The organism is Pseudomonas sp. MB-090624 (genome assembly GCF_003205245.1).
Lineage (GTDB): Bacteria > Pseudomonadota > Gammaproteobacteria > Pseudomonadales > Pseudomonadaceae > Aquipseudomonas > Aquipseudomonas juntendi.
This window is the reverse complement of sequence record NZ_QJRK01000015.1, coordinates 1-18,853: the sequence shown is the minus strand read 5'-3', so window position 1 is coordinate 18,853 and position 18,853 is coordinate 1. Positions and strand designations below refer to the sequence as shown.

Annotated in this window: 11 protein-coding genes; 2 read left to right on the top strand and 9 right to left on the bottom strand. The window is 64.9% G+C overall.

Going from position 1 to position 18,853, the window contains the following annotated elements; all coding sequences use genetic code 11:
* Window positions 1-43: 43 nt before the first annotated feature.
* The 4 genes from mdoH to pip form a co-directional block, all read right to left on the bottom strand.
* On the bottom strand, window positions 44-2,617 hold the full coding sequence (gene mdoH, locus DMX12_RS10520; RefSeq protein WP_054912121.1) for a glucans biosynthesis glucosyltransferase MdoH: 2,574 nt from the start codon (window positions 2,615-2,617) through the stop codon (window positions 44-46).
* Window positions 2,610-4,340, bottom strand: coding sequence for a glucan biosynthesis protein G (locus DMX12_RS10515; protein ID WP_218277982.1), 1,731 nt, complete (start codon window positions 4,338-4,340; stop codon window positions 2,610-2,612). The genes mdoH and DMX12_RS10515 overlap by 8 nt, the downstream gene beginning before the upstream one ends.
* A 263-nt stretch (window positions 4,341-4,603) precedes the next feature.
* Complete coding sequence (gene dtd / locus DMX12_RS10510; protein WP_009684267.1) at window positions 4,604-5,041, bottom strand: D-aminoacyl-tRNA deacylase; 438 nt, start codon at window positions 5,039-5,041, stop codon at window positions 4,604-4,606.
* Entirely contained in the window at window positions 5,038-6,009 is a 972-nt protein-coding gene (pip, locus tag DMX12_RS10505) for a prolyl aminopeptidase (protein ID WP_029885408.1), read from the bottom strand. The genes dtd and pip overlap by 4 nt, the downstream gene beginning before the upstream one ends.
* Before the next feature lie 148 nt (window positions 6,010-6,157).
* Here pip and DMX12_RS29930 point away from each other — a divergent pair, with 148 nt between their 5' ends.
* Both DMX12_RS29930 and DMX12_RS30265 read left to right on the top strand, forming a co-directional pair.
* Window positions 6,158-8,890 (top strand): dermonecrotic toxin domain-containing protein, encoded by a 2,733-nt coding sequence (locus tag DMX12_RS29930; protein ID WP_256598410.1) that lies wholly within the window; start codon window positions 6,158-6,160, stop codon window positions 8,888-8,890.
* The gene (locus DMX12_RS30265; RefSeq protein WP_371928256.1) at window positions 8,821-11,610 is read left to right on the top strand and encodes an NEL-type E3 ubiquitin ligase domain-containing protein; all 2,790 of its coding nucleotides are present in this window, start codon (window positions 8,821-8,823) and stop codon (window positions 11,608-11,610) included. The genes DMX12_RS29930 and DMX12_RS30265 overlap by 70 nt, the downstream gene beginning before the upstream one ends.
* A 28-nt stretch (window positions 11,611-11,638) precedes the next feature.
* Here DMX12_RS30265 and hutG read toward each other — a convergent pair whose 3' ends face one another.
* From hutG to hutU, 5 genes are all read right to left on the bottom strand, one after another.
* Window positions 11,639-12,442, bottom strand: coding sequence for an N-formylglutamate deformylase (gene hutG / locus DMX12_RS10495; RefSeq protein WP_110677431.1), 804 nt, complete (start codon window positions 12,440-12,442; stop codon window positions 11,639-11,641).
* A gap of 10 nt (window positions 12,443-12,452) precedes the next feature.
* On the bottom strand, window positions 12,453-13,658 hold the full coding sequence (gene hutI, locus DMX12_RS10490) for an imidazolonepropionase (RefSeq protein ID WP_110677429.1): 1,206 nt from the start codon (window positions 13,656-13,658) through the stop codon (window positions 12,453-12,455).
* 15 nt (window positions 13,659-13,673) lie between these two features.
* On the bottom strand, window positions 13,674-15,077 hold the full coding sequence (locus DMX12_RS10485) for an amino acid permease (protein ID WP_110677427.1): 1,404 nt from the start codon (window positions 15,075-15,077) through the stop codon (window positions 13,674-13,676).
* Window positions 15,078-15,211: 134 nt separating this feature from the next.
* Window positions 15,212-16,744 carry a histidine ammonia-lyase gene (gene hutH / locus DMX12_RS10480; protein WP_029885413.1) on the bottom strand — a complete coding sequence of 511 codons (1,533 nt, stop codon included), beginning with the start codon at window positions 16,742-16,744 and terminating at the stop codon, window positions 15,212-15,214.
* A gap of 105 nt (window positions 16,745-16,849) precedes the next feature.
* Complete coding sequence (gene hutU, locus DMX12_RS10475; protein WP_110677425.1) at window positions 16,850-18,523, bottom strand: urocanate hydratase; 1,674 nt, start codon at window positions 18,521-18,523, stop codon at window positions 16,850-16,852.
* Window positions 18,524-18,853: the final 330 nt, after the last annotated feature.

The following is an 18,853-nucleotide window of genomic DNA, read 5'->3' as shown; positions in this document are numbered from 1 at the left end:
ATGCGGAACCCTGTGGGAGCGGGCGTGCCCGCGAAAGGGCCGGTCAGGCGCCTGCGAGTGCCGGCTGGCCTTCATTCTCCGGATGCAACGGCAGCAGCGGCGAATGCGGGTCGTTCTTGATCGAGGCACGCCACACATCGATCCACGCCGCATTGTGCTCGGCCCATACCTGCTCGTGCAGGCGGCTCAAGGCGACCGGGTCGCTGAGCAACGCCAGGCGGGTATTGAGGTCCAGCCCTTTCGGCCCGACCTCGATGGCCTTGGCCACGCGCTCGGCACGCAGCGCCTCGATCGGCGCCGCCTGCCCGTGGCGGGCCGTGGCCATGGCGCAGGCCAGGGCGTTCTGCCGCGGGTCGACCACAGCACGCACGAAACCGTCATGCAGGGCATGCCAGCGGTTTTCGTGGGTGTACTGGTCGGTTGCCAGCAACTCCTGCGGCGTCGCGTACTCCTCGGGGATCAGGAACAGCTTCTCGTCCTTGGCCGCTAGCCCCAGGCGGGTGCGGCTGGAAATGACCGATACCGGAATCGACAGCATCAGCGAACCGACGATCGGCGCTAGCCACCACAGGAAGCTTGGGTTCAGCCATGCCACCAGCCCGGCCCAGGCAATGCCCAGCAGCGTCTGCGGGCCATGCCGGCGTAGCGCTTCGCTCCACGGTGTGGAGTCGTCGTCGCGCTGCGGCGAGTTCCAGGTCGCCGCCCAACCGAGGAACGCCGCGAGGACGAAGCGGGTATGGAAGATCATGCGCACAGGCGCCAGCAGCATGGAGAACAGCATCTCCATCAGCATCGACAAGGTGACCTTGATTCGCCCGCCGAACTCGACGGCGCCCTTGGCCCAGATCAGGATGACGCTGAGCAGCTTGGGCAGGAACAGCAGCACGATGGTGGTGGAGAACAGCGCCACGGCCTTTTCCGGGTGCCACTGTGGCCACAGCGGGTACAGCTGGTACGGCTCGATGAAGTACTGCGGCTCCATCAGCGTGTTGGTCGCCAGCAGCGCGGTCGACAGCACCAGGAACAGGAACCACAACGGTGCCGACAGGTACGACATGACCCCTGTGAGGAACACCGCACGGTGCACCGGGTGCATGCCCTTGACCAGGAACAGGCGGAAGTTCATCAGGTTGCCGTGGCACCAGCGACGGTCACGCTTGAGCTCGTCAAGCAGGTTCGGCGGTAGCTCTTCGTAACTGCCCGGCAAGTCGTAGGCGATCCACACGCCCCAGCCGGCACGGCGCATCAACGCCGCTTCGACGAAGTCGTGGGACAGGATGGCGCCGGCGAAGGCGCCCTTGCCCGGCAACGGCGCCAAGGCGCAGTGCTCGATGAACGGCTTCATGCGGATGATCGCGTTGTGGCCCCAGTAGTGCGACTCGCCCAGTTGCCAGAAATGCAGCCCGGCAGTGAACAGCGGGCCGTACACGCGGGTGGCGAACTGCTGCATGCGCGCATACAGGGTGTCCATGCCCGAGGCTTTCGGCCCGGTCTGGATGATACCGGCGTCCGGGTTGGCCTCCATCAGGCGCACCAGGCTGCTCAGGCATTCGCCACTCATGACGCTGTCGGCGTCGAGCACGACCATGTACTTGTACTCGCCACCCCAGCGACGGCAGAAGTCGTCGAGGTTGCCGCTCTTGCGCTTAACGCGCCGCCGGCGGCGGCGGTAGAAGATCCGGCCAAAGCCTTTGGTTTCACGGCACACGTCCAGCCAGGCCTGCTGTTCGGCCACGGCGATGTCGGTGTCGTTGGTGTCGCTGAGCACGAAGAAGTCGAAACGGTCGAGGTTGCCACTGGCGGCCACCGATTCGAACGTCGCCCGCAGGCCGGCGAATACCCGCGGCACGTCCTCGTTGCAGATCGGCATCACCAGCGCGGTACGCGCCTCGGGCGCAATCGGCTCGTTGCCGGCGCTGCTGCCGGAGATCTTGTACTTGTCGCGCCCGGTGAGCAGCTCCAGGAAGCCCATCAGCGCAGTCCAGAAGCCCGCCGACACCCAGCAGAACAGGATGCCGAAGAGGATCAGGATGGAAGTCTGCAAGGCATAGGGCCATACCTGCACCACCGTATCCCACAACGGCTGGTTGAGCACTTCGTCGAGGTCGACGAAAGACCAGCCCTGGTACGGCAGGATGCTCTTCATGTACCAGCCGGCAACGATGGTCTGACCGATCATCAGGGCCAGCAGGATATAACGGCGGATCGACCCGACCGTGCGCCAGCGCGCTGCCGGCAGCTCGCGCTTGGGCGGCTGCGGCGCATTGGGGCGGCCGGTCATGCGGCGCCACATGCGGACCAACAGGTTGGTGCGCCACGGCTCCGGCACGACCTTGGTACGCTTGATAGGCGGGGCAATCTTCAGGCACAGGCGGCCGCTGCCGTCGACGCCGAGCATTTCGGCCTCTTCCAGCTCGGCGGCGCTGCCTACGGTAAGGCGCGGGCCCACCGAGGCCTGCACGGCCTCGGCAGGGCTGGCGGCCGGGTTGGCCGCCAGGCGTTGGTGCAGCTCACTGAACGAGGTGCAGCTGGCCAGTTCTGCCCGCTGCTCGTCGCCAAGTGGTAGGTGGGCCAGGTACTCGCCAAGCGATTCCGGCCTTGCGCTTGAGTTACTCATCGGCAGGCAACTGATAGCTCCAGGTCTCGGTCAGCACCTTCTCGGTGGTGGCCGGGGCCCCGTTGGTGGGCGCCGCGTCGGCGGCAGGTTGTTCGGCCTTGGCGGCCTTGTCCGCTTTGTCGGCCTTGGCAGGCTTGGCGGCGGCCTTGTCCTGCTTGGCGTCCTGGGCAGGCTTGGCCGGTTCGGCTGGCACATCACGCACCAGCGCGGCACGCATTTCAGTCGACTTGTTGGCCTCTTTGACCTTCAGCCGCAGAGTCAGGCGCCAGCCCTTGGTCTCTGGGTTATAGCGCAGGTTGTTCTCGACCACATCGGCGTTGTCGCCCACGCTGACCTGGCTGCGCAGCGGAGTGTCCTCAGGCAGGGCAGCCAGCGCCGGGCCGGCGAAGTCGACCACGAAGGCCACGCTACCGTCTGGCTGGCGGATCAGGTTGGACTGCTTGACGTCACCCGTGGAGCGCAGGGTCTGCTTGACCCAGCCCAGGTCAGGGGCCTGGAACTTGGGTTCGTCGATGGTGAAGTGCAGACGGTAGTCGTACTCGAACGGCTTGCCGGGTTCAGGCAGCTTTTCCGGGCTCCAGAACGCCACGATATTGTCGTTGGTCTCGTCAGCAGTCGGGATTTCGACCAGGTCGACGGTGCCCTTGCCCCAGTCACCCTTCGGCTCGATCCAGGCGCTTGGGCGCTTCTGGTAGTTGTCGTCGAGGTCTTCGTAGTCGCTGAAGGCACGCTGACGCTGCATCAGGCCGAAACCGCGTGGGTTTTCCACGCTGAAGTTGCTTACCGACAGGTGTTTCGGATTGTTCAGCGGGCGCCAGATCCACTCGCCGTTGCCAGCGTGGATGGACAGGCCTTCGGAGTCATGCAGGGCCGGCCGGTAGTTGAGCACTTTGGACGGCTGGTTAGGGCCGAACAGGTACATGCTGGTCAGCGGGGCAATGCCCAGGCGGCTGACCTGATCACGCAGGAACACGCGGGACTGCACGTCGACCACGGTGTCGGTGCCTGGGCGCAGGATCAGTTTGTAGGCGCCGGTGGAACGCGGCGAGTCCAGCAGGGCGTAGATCACCAAATGCTTGTCAGCCGGCTTGGGCTTCTCGACCCAGAATTCGGTGAAGCGCGGGAACTCCTCGCCCGACGGCAGCGCGGTGTCGATGGCCAGGCCACGGGCCGACAGGCCGTATACATGGCCCTTGCCGACTACGCGGAAGTAGCTGGCACCCAGCAGGGTCATGATTTCGTCCTGCTTGTCTGCCTTGTTGATCGGGTACAGCACACGGAAACCGGCGTACCCCAGGTTCTTGGTGGTATCCGGGTCGTGTGGCACGTCACCGAACTCGAAACGGCTCGGGTCGTACTTGATTTCCTCGACCTTGGTCGCGGTGACTTCGTTGATTTTCACCGGTGTGTCAAAGTGCATGCCCTGATGGTAGAAGGACAGCTTGAACGGGGTCTTGTCCTTGGCCCACTCGGCCTTTTCCTGCAGGAAGTGGATCTTCTGGTAGTCCGCGAACTTCATGTCGCGGAACACTGCCGGCAGGTTGCTTTTCGGTGCCTCGTACTTCTGGCCGGCCAGATCCTTTGCCTTGGCTGCAACATCGTCAAGATTGAATGCCCACAGCTGGCCCGCGCTCATCAGGCCAATCAGGGCCATGCTGGCCATCAGGGCCTTGCGCAACCGGATGCCGGGGATTCTTGATGCTTTTTGGGGACTAACAATCACGAGCAACCCTCGCCGAAAACAGATCATGAAACCAACGGCCAGCGACAAATGCCGGGTTGGCGAGCACTGTTCGGACCCCGAGAGGGCGTAATGATTCCCCAAACGGTTCCAGACAATGCTCGAGTCAGAGTGAAACGAACCTGCGAACGCAGGTCCATGCAGCGCGCGATTATCCAGCAGGTCGCGTGACAACGCATCAGGCTGGAACAACTATTTATCGTACAAAACCCCTTGTTTTCCTGTGAACAAGGGGTTTATTGACCTCAAATTTGTAACATAAATGTCACGGGGCCATCATTTACCAGGTGCACCTGCATATCTGCGCCAAATCGGCCGCTGGCCACAGGGGCGTATTGGCTGTTGGCCTGCTGCAAAAGATAGTCGAACAATTCGGCCCCGAGCGCCGGCGGCGCAGCCGTCGAGAAGCTCGGGCGCAGGCCGTTGCGGGTGTCTGCCGCCAAGGTGAACTGCGACACCAGCAGCAAGCCGCCGCCAACATCCTTGAGCGACTTGTTCATCTTGCCCTGCTCGTCGCTGAATACCCGGTAGTTCAACAGCTTGTGCAAAAGCTTATCGGCGTGCTCGCGGGAATCTTCAGGCTCTACGGCAACCAGCACCAGCAACCCCTGGTCGATGGCACCCACCACCTCGCCCGCAACTTCTACCCGCGCCCCACGCACCCGTTGCAGCAGGCCCCTCATGCTTCTTCCAGCGGCAGGTCGAGCAAGCGGCGTGCCATTTGGTCGGCGGCACGGACCAGTGCATCGGTAATGCCAGGCTCGGAGGCCGCATGGCCAGCGTCACGGATCACCTTCAGCTCGCTGTTCGGCCAGGCCTGGTGCAGGGCCCAGGCGTTGTCCAGCGGGCAGATCACATCGTAGCGGCCGTGCACGATCACTGCCGGCAAATGGGCGATTTTCGGCAGGTCGCGGATCAGCTGGTCCGGCTCGAGGAACGCGTTGTTCATGAAGAAGTGACATTCGATACGGGCAATCGACAGGGCCCGCTGCGGCTCGGAGAAGCGGTCGACCACCAGCGGATTGGGGCGCAGGGTGGCGGTGCGACCTTCCCAGGTAGACCAGGCCTTGGCGGCGTGCATCTGGGCGATCTGGTCATTGCCGGTAAGGCGCTTGTGGAAGGCCGCCACCAGGTCTCCACGCTCCTGCGCGGGGATCGGCGCAATGTAGTCCTGCCAGTAGTCGGGGAACAGGCGACTGGCGCCCTCCTGGTAGAACCACTGGATTTCCTGGGGCCGGCACAGGAATATGCCGCGCAGGATCAGGCCATGCACCCGCTCGGGGTGGGTCTGGGCGTACGCCAGGGCCAGGGTGGAGCCCCACGAGCCACCGAACAGCACCCATTTATCGATACCCAGGTGCTCGCGAATACGCTCCATGTCTTCGACCAGGTGCCAGGTGGTGTTGTTCTCCAGGCTGGCATGGGGCGTGGAGCGGCCACAGCCGCGCTGGTCGAAGGTGATGATGCGATACAGGTTGGGGTCAAAATAGCAGCGGCTCTGGGCGTCGCAACCAGCGCCAGGGCCACCGTGGATGAACACCACGGGCAAACCTTCCGGCGAGCCGCTTTCGTCGACATACAACACATGCGGCGCTTCCACGGCCAGATCGTGCCGGGCGTAGGGTTTGATCTGCGGGTAGAGGGTCTGCATCGCGCACTCCGTGTGAGGATATATTCGGCCGTTGGCCATCATAAACCTGAATTGCGCTTAGAGCATGTACCTAAGCGAGATCATCTTATGTGCAGGGCGCAGGCGAGCCTCCCTAGCATCGGGGAACACCCTCGAAGTGAGACTCCCCATGATCGACTCCACCAAACCTGCAGCCTGCGAGCCCGACTTCTACCACCAGTTGGTCAGCAGCAAGCTACCCGCCTGGGTGGTCGACGCCCGGCCAGAGCAGCGCCGCCAGCTGCGCCAGGCGGCCAGCCAGCGCGACCCCAGGCTGGAACGCGCATGCCTGGCACACCCAACGGTGGCCAAGGCCCTGGTGCAAACCTATGGCCAACACGTGCAAGCCGAAGCGAACCTGAGTGCCCTCCTGGCAACCCTGCCGGACCTGCAGCGCTATGCCACCGAGCTGCTGTCCACCGCGGTCAGCCAGCGCTTGGGCACCACACTCGATGTCGAGCGTACCTACCTGATGAACCTGAACAGGGCGGCCGCCCTTACCGAGGCGCTCTCCAGCCCTGGCGGCGATCCTTTCGTCACTTCGTCCCGCGCGCTGAAGCTGGCAACCCAACCCCTGCTGCACTGTGCCTTGCAGAACTTCGAGGCCTTCGAGGCCCAGCCGGACGGCTTGCGCGCCGGCGGCCACGCCTCGGCCATTCTCGATAGCAACGACGTTGGCCTGGCCTCCCAGGCGGTGCCACTGCCCATCGTCGCGGAAGCGTTCGCGGCCCTGGCACGCGAGCTGGATATCGGCGGCAAGTATCAACGGCTGCTCGACGCGCTCGACCCACCGGGCGAGCAGCCCAACGCGCCGGCCATTGCCGGCGTGTTCAAGGCTGCCGAGCGCTCCACATTCGAGTTGCAGGTTCACTACGCCTGCCTGCTGGGCCGGATCGACACGGCCCTCCATGCAACCTTGCTCAAGCTCGCCACTGAGCCAAAGGTTGAGCACGATGGCCGCCCGGTCCTGTGTTCGGGCATCGAGTTGCTGCATGTTCCGCTGACCGGGGCCATGGCGATTGGCCTCGACGCACGCCGGCCGGTGGGCGCCGGCCGATTCCCACCAGGGCCGGTGTACCCGTATGCGGGCTGGGTGGTGCTTTACCTGCCCGGCATGCCCGAGCCGTTGACCCAGCACGCCAGCAAGGCCGATGCCGAAGCGTTCCTGCGTGAACAGTTGCCTGCCTTCCGCCGCCCGGAATGCCAGCGCCTGCTACCCGATCGGCACAAGCGCCACTTCCTGGAGCGCATCGCCAACGCGCAGGTGCGTCTGCACGTGCAGCCCTTCACCCGCTCGTGCCTGGACGAGCTGGCCTGCCAGCGGCAGAAGCGGCTGAGGGATGACGGGCTGTTCCATGTGGTGCCGACAGCCATGCAAAACGGCAAGACTGCGCAACGCCACCTTGACTACTTCAAGGCCCTGGCCTTCGTCAGCCTGAACGTTGCCGCCCTGTTCATCCCCCCGCTCGGCGCCGCGATGCTTGGGGTAACGGCCCTGCAGCTGGCCAATGAAACGTTCGAGGGCATCGACAGCTGGCTTGACGGTGATCGTCAGCAGGCATTCGACTACTTGATGGACGTGATCGACAACGTCGCCATCATGGCCGCGCTCGCGGCAGCCGGCGGGGGGCAGGCTACGCCGGTGGTCGAGCGGATCCCCGTGGAGACGCCGTCATTCATCGAAGAACTGCAGCCGATCGACCTCGCCGACGGCGGGCAACGCCTGTGGCACGCGGACCTGGCGCCCTTCGCCCACGACAGGGTACTGCCGGGTGGGCTGGAGCCAGACGAATCCGGCCTGCTGCACTACGGCGGCAAAACCTGGCTGCCCGTGGAAAACCGGGTTTACTCGGTGACCCGCGCTGCGACGGGTTACCGCCTTGAACACCCGACCCGCCCGGCAGGTTACCAGCCCAAAGCGCTGCACAATGGTGCAGGGGCATGGTTGCTGGAGTCCGAGCAGCCGCAAAGCTGGGACGGCGCACGCCTGCTGCGCCGCCTGGGGCACCTGAGCGGGTCTTTCGATGAAGCGACCTTGCAGCGGATCCTGCACGTCTGCGATATCCACGAAGACACGCTGCGCCACTGCCTGGCCCACAACCGGCGGCTGCCCGCACTGCTGGAAGACACCCTGCAGCGGTTCAAGCTGGATGCCCACATCCGCCAGTTGCCAGACCAAAGCGCCTGGCATGCAGCGTTCACCACGGCGTACGCGCGCATCGCTACCCCCCTGCCGGCCAACAGCGCTGTGATCCGCCGGGTCTACCCCAGGCTGCCAGCGCCGATCATCGATGAGCTGGTGCGCAACGCAAGTGCCATTGACCTGCAAGCCCTTGGTGCCGGCAAGGTGCCTCTGCACCTGGCCGAGGAAATTCGCGCCTACCAACAACACGTGCGCCTTGCCCGCGCTTATGAGGGCCTGTACCTGGCCGGCGCGCAAAGCTGGGACAGCGACCGGCTGATCATGCAAACCCTGCCCGCCTGCCGGGCTGGCCCGCAGACACGCGGCTGCGCCTGTTGCAGCGCAGTCACTGGCCCGACCAGGACCATGCCATCGGCGCGCAGGGCAGCAGCCCCTGGGCGACCATCACCCACTCGCCGGCCGGTTACATCGTTCACGCGCAGGGCGAGCCCGGGGCGGTGGTGCGTCGCTACCCGCAGCTCTTCAGCGCGCTGCATGCAGCCTTGCCCGAAGCCATGCAAGGCCTGGGCGTCACCAGCGGCGAGGCCCTTCAGCACCTGCTGCAACAGAGCCCGCTGTTACCCCGCCCGGCCTTGCGCGATGCGTTGGGCATGCAACCGCCCCGGCCCGGCTATCGCTCGCCGATGCGCCTTGCCGATGGCCGCGTTGGCTACCGTTTGAGCAGCGGTGATGACCAAAACCAGGGCAGCATGCGCCAGCACCTGCTGAGCACGCTGAGGGCCACCGGCATTCCGGAACGCACCGGTAGGCCGGCCGAGCAGGTGCTGATGTCGCTTGCCGCCAACGGCCGCAACCGGCTGCAGATCCTCGAATACCTGACCACGCTGATGGAGCAACGCAACGCCTTGCAACGCAGCCTGGACGACTGGAGCGAAGCCATTTCACCGGCCTCCGACCAGGCGGCCCGCACCTATGACACCCTGCGTGAAGCGATCATGCAGCACTGGTACGACACCGCCCTGGAGGATGATGCCGCGCTCGGTGCCGAGCTGCGCGTGCAAGGCGTACCGCTGACCGACATCCCGCTGACCCTGCCCGATTTCTTCTACCGCCGCGTGCGCAGCCTGCACCTGCTCGACCTGCCAAGCGGCACCCTGGCAGGTTGGGGCCAGAGCGAGCGGCTGATGCAACGCTTGCTGCGGCTGATGCCCGGGCTGGAAGCACTGGAAATCAGCAGGCCGTACAACCCCAGGGCAACCCCCTCGCTACTGCTGCCCAGCGTGCCGACCATTGCCTCGACCCTGCCGAACCTGCGCAGGCTGGCCATGACCAACCAGAACCTGGCGTTCAGCAACAGCCACCTTGGCGAGCTGGCAGGCCATGCACGGCTTGCCCATCTGGACCTCAGTGGCAACCGGCTGCAGCAAGGCATCGACAGGGCCAGCTTCCACTGGTTTACCCTGGATTACCTGGGCTTGAACCGGATGCAACTGAGCCAATGGCCCACCGGTATCGACAGCGAGACCCTGAGCCGTATCGGGCACCTGTCGTTACAGGACAACAACCTGACGTCACTGCCCGCGTTCCTGCTGGGGGAAACGCCGCTGCAACGCGCGCCGGTAATTTCGCTGCAAGGCAACCCCATCAATGAAACGCACCTGCAACGCCTGCTGCTGAACGAACGCCCGGAAACCGCCCAGGTCACCGTGGATCAGCCCCCGGCGCTGAACCAACGGCTGGAACGCCTCCGCAGCGAGCGGCAACTCATGCGCGATGCGATCGATGGCTGGGTCCATGCCTCGAGTTCGAGCAACCCGTTGACCCAGGCGGCCCTGACCGACCGGCAGCGTATGGCAACGGCGATAAACGCATTCTGGGAGCGCCAGGAGCAGGGCCAGCAATACCTACGCCTGCAACTGGAGGACGTTGCCATCGAACACTTCCCGCGCCGACTTCCGGCGTTCTTCGGCGAGCGTGTGCATGCGATGACCCTGACCCGCCTCAGTGGCACCTCAGCACAACTCAGCGAACTGCTTGCCCGCTTTCCGAATATCACCCGCCTGACCATCGATGCTCACCAAGGTGCTACGCCTGCACTGGCATCGGCCCTGCCACGCCTGCCGCGCCTGACCTACCTGGAGTTTCGCAACATGGGCCTGGAGGTCGACCAGGCCATGCTGGAAACCTTTGCCGAGCTTGAGCACCTGACCTCGCTCGACCTGTCTGGCAACCGGGTCGGCAGCATCACCCAGGTGCCCGCACGGTTGTCCGCCAACCTGACGTCCCTCGAACTGACCAACATGAACCTGCACGCATGGCCAGACTGGTGCGACGCGCTGCTACCCCTGGAGTTGCTGGACCTCAGCTCGAACAACATCACCCAACTGCCTGAGCACATCCTCTCCAACCTGAACAACGCCATGCCGATTTCGTCGATTTCGTTGTTCGACAACCCCTTGCCCGACGCCACCATCCTGCGCGTGCGGGCCTACTCGGATAGCCAGCGCAGTTACTCGTTCGCCCTGGACATTCCAGACAACCTGATGCTGGTCAACTCGTCCAGTGAAGGCTCGCTCGACCATCCGCACTTCCCGTTGCAGGGCGACGACACCCCCAGGCTCGAAGACTGGCTGCTGGGTGACGAGGCTCAGAACGAAGCCTTGCGCAGCTGCTGGCAACAGCTGGAGGGCAGCGACCTGTTGCGGCTAGCAGGCCGTTTGCACAACGCCGCGCCGTTCGTCGACCCCACCACCCGGGGCGACTTCTGTGCGCGGGTGCGCCTGATGCTGGTGGCAGCCGCAGCCAACCAGGATGAACGGCCGATCATGGAAAGCATTGCCGCAGCGGCGCTGCCCGACCCAGAGACGGGCTCGCAGACGTGCCACGACGGCGCACTTCAGGAGTTCAACAACATCGAACTGTACCTCATGGCCAACCGCCTGCTGATCGACGCTGGCGATACCCTGCACAGCCTGCACCAGCGCCTGTTACGGCTGTTCCGCGTCGACCAGCTGGAAAAGCTTGCCGCCACGCGCACCGGTTCGGGCGACCTGGTCTCGGTGCGCCTGGCCTACCGTCGCGAGCTGGCCAGGGAGCTGGACCTGCCGATCGCCGACAGCATGCGTTTTCGCGGGGCCGCAAACCTGGCCCGTGGCGAGCTGTCGCGGGTACTGGAAAGCGTGCGCCAGAGCGAACACAGTGAAGTGTTCATCGATTACCTGCTGGCCAATAGCGGCTGGGCCCAGCGCCTGCGCGGCGAACATGCGCCGCGCTTCGCGCAGATAGAGGCCCGTTACCGCCAGCGGGTACTGGAGCTGTCCAGCAGCGGGCACCCGCTGCACGAGGAAGTCGCTCTGCAGCAGGGCCTTTGGGAGGACAAGCAGCAGGAAGAGCTGGCGCTGCTGCGCGAACTCACCCTCACCTTCGTGGGCAACAGCTGAGCCAACCCACGCGACTGCGCGCCGCTCATTACTTGCCGTAATGCGCCCGGCCCCACGCCAATGCGGCCTGGAGCAACGCCTTCAACACCTCGCGCGTCGGCTGGGCGCGGTCTTCGCGGTAGGTAAAAGGCTCCTGCTCTTCCATGTAGGTGCTTTGCGCCAGCTCCAGCTGTACGGCATGGATGTCATGCGCCGGGTCGCCGTAATGCCGGGTGATGTGGCCGCCTTTGAAGCGCCCGTTAAGCACATGGCTGTAACCCTCGGCTTGGCTGCACACCTGGACCAGCCGCTCGGCCAGGCCCGGGTCGCAACTGGCGCCATTGAACGTGCCCAGGTTGAAGTCCGGCAGCCTGCCATCGAACAGGTGCGGGATCAGCGAACGAATCGAGTGGGCATCCCACAGCAGCGCGTAGCCGTGGATTTCCCGCAGGCGCGCCAGCTCGTTGCGGATCGTTTGGTGATAAGGCTGCCAGATCGTCGCCAGGCAGGCCTCGCGCGCTTCGGCAGTGGGCTCCAGCCCCTGCTTGAACAAAGGCACGCCATCGAACAGCGTGGCCGGATACAAGCCGGTTGTAGCACCGGCATATAACGGTTTGTCGTCAGCCGGGCGGTTCAAGTCGATGACGAACCGCGAATACTGTGCGGCGACCAAGCTGGCCCCCAGTTCCCGGGCAAAGTCGTAGAGATGGGGTATGTGCCAATCCGTGTCGGGCAGGCTGCGCGCTTGGTCGACCAGGCCCTGGTCCACGGCCGGGGTGAGCTTGAGGCCGGCGTGGGGCATGCTGATCAGCAACGGCAAATGCCCTTGGTGGAAACTCAATACCTTGTCCATCTAGCCTCCCTCAATTGGTAATTTCATGGCCACTGCGCACCACGCGCTTGGGCAGGTCGCCGCCGAGCCAGTACGCCAGGTCGGCGGGGCGCTCGACCTGCCAGGCGACGAAGTCGGCCACCTTGCCAACCTCCAGCGAGCCGTGACTGTCACCCAGGCCCAGCGCGGTGGCGGCATGCACCGTGACGCCGGCCAGGGCTTCTTCCGGCGTCATACGGAAGCACGTGCAGCCCATGTTCAGCATCAACCGCAGCGACAACCCGGGCGAGGTACCCGGATTGAGGTCGCTGGCAAGGGCGATCTTCACCCCATGGCGGCGCAAGGCGTCCATCGGCGGCAGTTGGGTTTCGCGCAAAAAATAGAAAGCGCCCGGCAGCAGCACCGCGACCGTGCCCGCCTTGGCCATGGCGATGGCGTCTTCTTCAGTCATGAATTCCAGATGGTCGGCCGACAGCGCCTGGTAACGCGCAGCCAGGCTGGAGCCGTGTAGCGAAGACAACTGTTCGGCGTGCAGCTTGACCGGCACCCCCAACGCCCGCGCCTTGATGAACACCCGCTCGACCTGGGCCGGGGTGAACGCCAGGTGCTCGCAGAAGGCGTCCACTGCGTCCACCAGGCCTTCGCCGACCAGGCTTGGCAGCAGTTCGTCGCAGATGTGCGTGATGTAGTCGTCCGCCCGGCCGGCGTACTCCGGTGGCAAGGCGTGGGCAGCCAGGCAGGTGGCCCGCACCGTCAGTGGCAGGGCATCCGCCAGCCGCCTGGCCACGCGCAGCATCTTGCGTTCGTTGGCCAGGTCCAGGCCGTAGCCGGACTTGACCTCGAGGGTTGTCACGCCGTCGCGCATCAAGGCTTGAACCCGCTGGCGCGCACTGGCGAACAGTTCATCCTCGCTGGCCGCGCGGGTGGCCCGCACGGTGCTGGCAATGCCCCCGCCTTGGGCGGCGATTTCGGCATAGCTGACGCCTTGCAGGCGCTGTTCGAACTCGCCACTGCGGTTGCCACCGAATACCGCGTGGGTATGGCAGTCGATCAGCCCGGGGGTGACCCAGGCGCCGCCCAGGTCCACCGTGCGCCCGGCGTCGACCGGGCCCAGCCCGGCCCGCGGGCCGATCCATTCGATCAGCCCGGCGTGGGTGACGATGGCCGCATCTTCGATAAGCGAATAACGGCCATCGGCCATGGTTGCCGCATGGCAGTGCTGCCAGAGGGTTCTCATGCACAATCTCCTGTACTAGCGGTGTAGCTCGGCCGGCTCTGCAACTGGCTGGCCCTGCCCTGCCCGCGGCTTGCACCACAGCAGGTAGGACGCCACCAGGAACACCACCCAGACCACCCCGACGACCAACGCCGCCTGGGTGTCCGGGAAGTAACCGAGCACGCCAAAGATGAACACCATGAAGGCAATGGCCATGGCCGGGCCATAGGGCCAGAACGGTACCGGGAACTTCAGCTGGGCGACCTCTTCACGGCGCAGGCTGCGGCGCATGGCCACTTGGGTAACCAGGATCATCAACCACACCCAGACGGTGGCGAAGGTGGCGATCGAGGCGATCAGCAGGAACACGTTCTCGGGGATAAGGTAGTTGAGCAGCACGCCGACCAGCAGTGCCGCCCCCATCACGACCACGGTCATCCACGGCACGCCGTGCCTGGACAACTTGCTGAAGCCGCGCGGCGCATGGCCTTGCTGGGCCAGGCCATACATCATGCGGCCGGCACCGAAGATGTCGCTGTTGATGGCCGAGATCGCCGCCGAGATCACCACCACGTTCAGCACCGCGGCCGCCGAACCGATACCCAGGTTGCTGAAGATCTGCACGAACGGGCTGCCCTGGCTACCGATCTGCGGCCATGGGTACAGGCACATCAGCACGAACAAGGTGAGCACATAGAACAGCAGGATGCGCAGCGGCACCGCGTTGATCGCCTTGGGGATCACGCGCTGTGGGTCTTTGGCCTCACCGGCCGTGACACCGATGATCTCGATGCCGCCAAAGGCGAACATCACCACGGCGAACGAGGCGATCAGGCCACCGACGCCATTAGGCATGAAGCCGCCATGGTCGAACAGGTTGCTCACGCCAACGGCCTGCCCGCTGCCCACCTGGCTGAAGCCGAAGGCCATGATGCCCAGGCCGGCCAGGATCATCGCCACGATGGCGCCGACCTTGAGCAACGACAGCCAGAACTCCATTTCGCCAAAGACCTTGACGTTGCACAGGTTCAGGCCGCCAATCAGGAACACGATGCCCAGCACCCAGATCCAGCGGGCGACCTCGGGGAACCAGAACCCCATGTAGATGCCGAAGGCGGTCACGTCGGCGATGGCGACGATGACCATCTCGAAGGCGTAGGTCCAGCCGAGGATGAAGCCGGCCATGGGGCCGAGGTAGGTGGTGGCGTAGTGGCCGAACGAGCCGGCCACCGGGTTGTGCACGGCCATTTCGCCGAGGGCGCGCATGACCATGAACACGGCGGCGCCGCCGATCAGGTAGGCCAGCAACACGGCCGGGCCGGCCATCTGGATGGCCGAGGCAGAGCCATAGAACAACCCGGTGCCGATGGCCGAGCCGAGGGCCATGAAACGGATGTGGCGGGCGCTTAGCCCACGCTTTAGACCTTGAGCTTGTTGCATGTCACGTCCTTGAATTGTTTTTGTGGTCGTGAGGTCGAGAGGGGGCTGCCTTGCAGCCAGATCGCCGGCAAGCCAGCCCCCTCACTGGGGGAGCCGGCTTGCCGGCGAGTGGGCCGCATGGCGGCCCAGGGGCATTACAGGCTTGGCAGCACACCGGCCGGCAGCAAACCGGTCAGGCTCCCCTTGGCCAGCAGTTCCACGGCCTTTTCGATGTCTGGCGCAAAGAAACGGTCACGGTCATAGTGCGGCACTTCGCTGCGCAGCGCCTGGCGCGCCTGCTCCAGCTTGGTGGAGGTCTTCAGGCCCTTGCGCAGGTCGAGGCCCTGGCAGGCACCCAGCCACTCGATGGCCAGGACGCCTCGGGTATTCTCGGCCATTTCCCACAGGCGCTTGCCGGCAGCCGGGGCCATCGAAACGTGGTCTTCCTGGTTCGCCGAGGTGGGCAGGCTGTCGACGCTGTGCGGGTGGGACAGGGCCTTGTTCTCGCTGGCCAGCGCAGCAGCGGTCACCTGGGCAATCATGAAGCCGGAGTTGACCCCGCCATTTTCCACCAGGAACGGCGGCAGCTGGGACATGTGCTTGTCCATCATCAGCGAAATGCGGCGCTCGCTGAGCGAGCCGATTTCGGCGATGGCCAGGGCAATGTTGTCGGCGGCCATGGCCACCGGCTCGGCGTGGAAGTTGCCGCCGGAAATCACGTCCCCTTCGGCAGCGAACACCAGCGGGTTGTCGGATACGGCGTTGGCTTCGACCGCCAGCACTTCGGCGGCCTGACGCAACTGGGTCAGGCACGCACCCATGACCTGCGGCTGGCAGCGCAACGAATACGGGTCCTGCACCTTGTCGCAGTTCTTGTGCGACAGCGACACTTCGCTGGCGTCGCCCAACAGGTCGCGGAAGCACGCCGCGGTGTCGATCTGGCCACGCTGGCCCCGCACTTCGTGGATACGCGCATCGAATGGCGAACGCGAACCCAGCGCGGCTTCGACGCTCAGGCCACCGCAGGCAATGGCAGCGGCGTACAGGTCTTCACCCTGGAACAGGCCGCGCAGCGCATAAGCGGTGGAAGCCTGCGTGCCGTTGAGCAGGGCCAGGCCTTCCTTGGCGGCCAGGGTCAATGGCTCGAGGCCGGCCACCGCCAAGGCTTCGGTCGCTGACAGCCACTGGCCCTTGTAGCGTGCCTTGCCTTCGCCCAGCAGCACCAGCGACATGTGCGCCAAGGGGGCGAGGTCACCGGAAGCCCCCACCGACCCTTTCAGCGGGATGTGCGGGTAGACTTCGGCATTGACCAAGGCAATCAGCGCGTCGATGACCTTGCGGCGAATGCCGGAGAACCCGCGGCTGAGGCTGTTGATCTTCAGCACCATGATCAGCCGCACCAGGTCGTCATCCAGCGGCGCACCGACACCGGCAGCGTGGGACAGCACCAGCGAGCGTTGCAGGTTTTCCAGGTCGTGGCTGGCGATACGGGTCGACGCCAGCAGGCCAAAGCCGGTATTGATACCGTAGGCGGTGCGGTCTTCGGCAATGATCTGCTCAACGCAGGCCACACTGGCGTCAATGGCGGGCGCGGCGCTGGCATCCAACTGCAAGCGCACGGGCGCGGCGTGAATGGCGCGCAGCTGGGCCAGGGTCAGGGTGCCTGGCTTGAGGGTGAATTCGGTCACGTTGCTACTCCAGTCGCTTGGAGCCACAGGCCCGTCTGTGGTGCCTGTGCGCTCCTTCTTGTTGTTCAGTATCACCCCTGGCGGGGTGCGAGCCAAAGCCGGGGGTCAGCCCGTAATCATCGGCAGGTCCAGGCCCTGCTCCCTGGCGCAGTCGATGGCGATGTCGTAGCCGGCATCGGCGTGGCGCATGACACCGGTCCCCGGGTCGTTGGTCAGCACGCGGGCGATACGCTCGGCGGCTTCGTCGGTACCGTCGCAGACGATGACCATGCCCGAGTGCTGCGAGAAGCCCATGCCTACGCCGCCACCGTGGTGCAGCGAGACCCAGGTGGCGCCGCCTGCGGTATTGAGCAAGGCGTTGAGCAGCGGCCAGTCGGAGACAGCGTCCGAGCCGTCGCGCATGGCTTCGGTTTCGCGGTTGGGGCTGGCCACCGACCCGGAGTCCAGGTGGTCGCGGCCAATCACTACCGGCGCCGACAGCTCGCCGCTGCGGACCATTTCGTTGAACGCCAGGCCCAGCTTGGCACGCAGGCCCAGGCCAACCCAGCAGATACGCGCCGGCAAGCCCTGGAAGCTGATGCGCTCGCGGGCCATGTCCAGCCAGCGGTGCAGGTGGGCGTCGTCGGGGATCAGTTCCTTGACCTTGGCGTCGGTCTTGTAGATGTCGTCGGCCTCACCGGACAGCGCCGCCCAGCGGAACGGGCCAACGCCGCGGCAGAACAACGGGCGGATGTAAGCGGGTACGAAACCTGGAAAGTCGAAAGCGTTCGCTACGCCTTCTTCCTTGGCCATCTGGCGGATGTTGTTGCCGTAGTCGAACGTCGGGATGCCCTGCTTCTGGAAGTCGAGCATGGCCTGCACGTGCACGGCCATCGACTGCTTGGCGGCCTTGACCACTGCCGCAGGTTCGGTCTGCGCGCGGTCGCGGTACTGTTCCCAGGTCCAGCCGGCGGGCAGGTAACCGTTGAGTGGGTCGTGGGCGCTGGTCTGGTCGGTGACCATGTCCGGGCGCACGCCGCGCTTGACCAGTTCGGGCAGGATTTCAGCGGCGTTGCCGTGCAGGGCGATGGAGATTGCCTGGCCTTCGGCGGTGTACCTGGCGATGCGTGCCAGGGCGTCGTCGAGGTCGGTGGCCTGCTCGTCGACGTAGCGGGTTTGCAGGCGGAAGTCGATGCGGCTCTGCTGGCATTCGATGTTCAGCGAGCAAGCCCCGGCCAGGGTCGCCGCCAGTGGCTGGGCACCGCCCATGCCGCCCAGGCCGGCGGTGAGTACCCACTTGCCTTTCAGGTTGCCGCCATAGTGCTGGCGACCGGCTTCGACGAAGGTTTCATAGGTGCCCTGGACGATGCCCTGGCTACCGATGTAGATCCAGCTGCCGGCGGTCATCTGGCCATACATGGCCAGGCCTTTGGCGTCCAGCTCGTTGAAGTGCTCCCAGCTGGCCCAGTGCGGCACCAGGTTGGAGTTGGCGATCAATACACGCGGGGCGTTGCTGTGGGTCTTGAACACCCCGACCGGCTTGCCCGATTGCACCAGCAGGGTTTCGTCGCCTTCCAGGCGGGTCAGGGTTTCGACGATCTTGTCGTAGCATGCCCAGTTGCGCGCGGCGCGGCCGATGCCCCCATAAACCACCAGCTCCTTCGGGTTCTCCGCGACCTGCGGGTCGAGGTTGTTCATCAGCATGCGCAGTGGCGCTTCGGTCAGCCAGCTTTTGGCGGTGAGCTTGTTGCCACGTGGGGCACGGATTTCAACGTCACGGTATTTGTTGTTGTCGGTCACGGGAAGGGTCCTCTGCGGTCGAGCGCGGGCGGGTATGTCGTGGTCGATATACAAACACACCTTTACTTGTATGTACAAGAACGGACAACCAAAATAATCGGAACGGTCCGTTGAATGGATCGGACAACAAAGGGGCCGCTGCGCGACCCAATCGCCGGCAAGCCAGCTCCCACAGGTAAACCTAGCCTTCGAGACTTGTGGCATACCTGTGGGAGATTCTATGGTTCCTGGCAAGGGTAGCCGGAGCATCTTCAGCGCCTGTGAGATCGAGCGCCGCCCGCGCGGCGCATCGCGAGCTGCGCTCGCTCCTACGTTTGTTTCGGGCCAGTA

What these genes read in the sequence shown, in the direction of transcription:
- mdoH (WP_054912121.1), bottom strand. Translation starts at nt 2,617, where the DNA reads ATGAGTAACTCAAGCGCAAGGCCGGAATCGCTTGGCGAGTACCTGGCC.
- dtd (WP_009684267.1), bottom strand. Translation starts at nt 5,041, where the DNA reads ATGAGGGGCCTGCTGCAACGGGTGCGTGGGGCGCGGGTAGAAGTTGCG.
- pip (WP_029885408.1), bottom strand. Translation starts at nt 6,009, where the DNA reads ATGCAGACCCTCTACCCGCAGATCAAACCCTACGCCCGGCACGATCTG.
- DMX12_RS29930 (WP_256598410.1), top strand. Translation starts at nt 6,158, where the DNA reads ATGATCGACTCCACCAAACCTGCAGCCTGCGAGCCCGACTTCTACCAC.
- DMX12_RS30265 (WP_371928256.1), top strand. Translation starts at nt 8,821, where the DNA reads ATGCAACCGCCCCGGCCCGGCTATCGCTCGCCGATGCGCCTTGCCGAT.
- hutG (WP_110677431.1), bottom strand. Translation starts at nt 12,442, where the DNA reads ATGGACAAGGTATTGAGTTTCCACCAAGGGCATTTGCCGTTGCTGATC.
- hutI (WP_110677429.1), bottom strand. Translation starts at nt 13,658, where the DNA reads ATGAGAACCCTCTGGCAGCACTGCCATGCGGCAACCATGGCCGATGGC.
- DMX12_RS10485 (WP_110677427.1), bottom strand. Translation starts at nt 15,077, where the DNA reads ATGCAACAAGCTCAAGGTCTAAAGCGTGGGCTAAGCGCCCGCCACATC.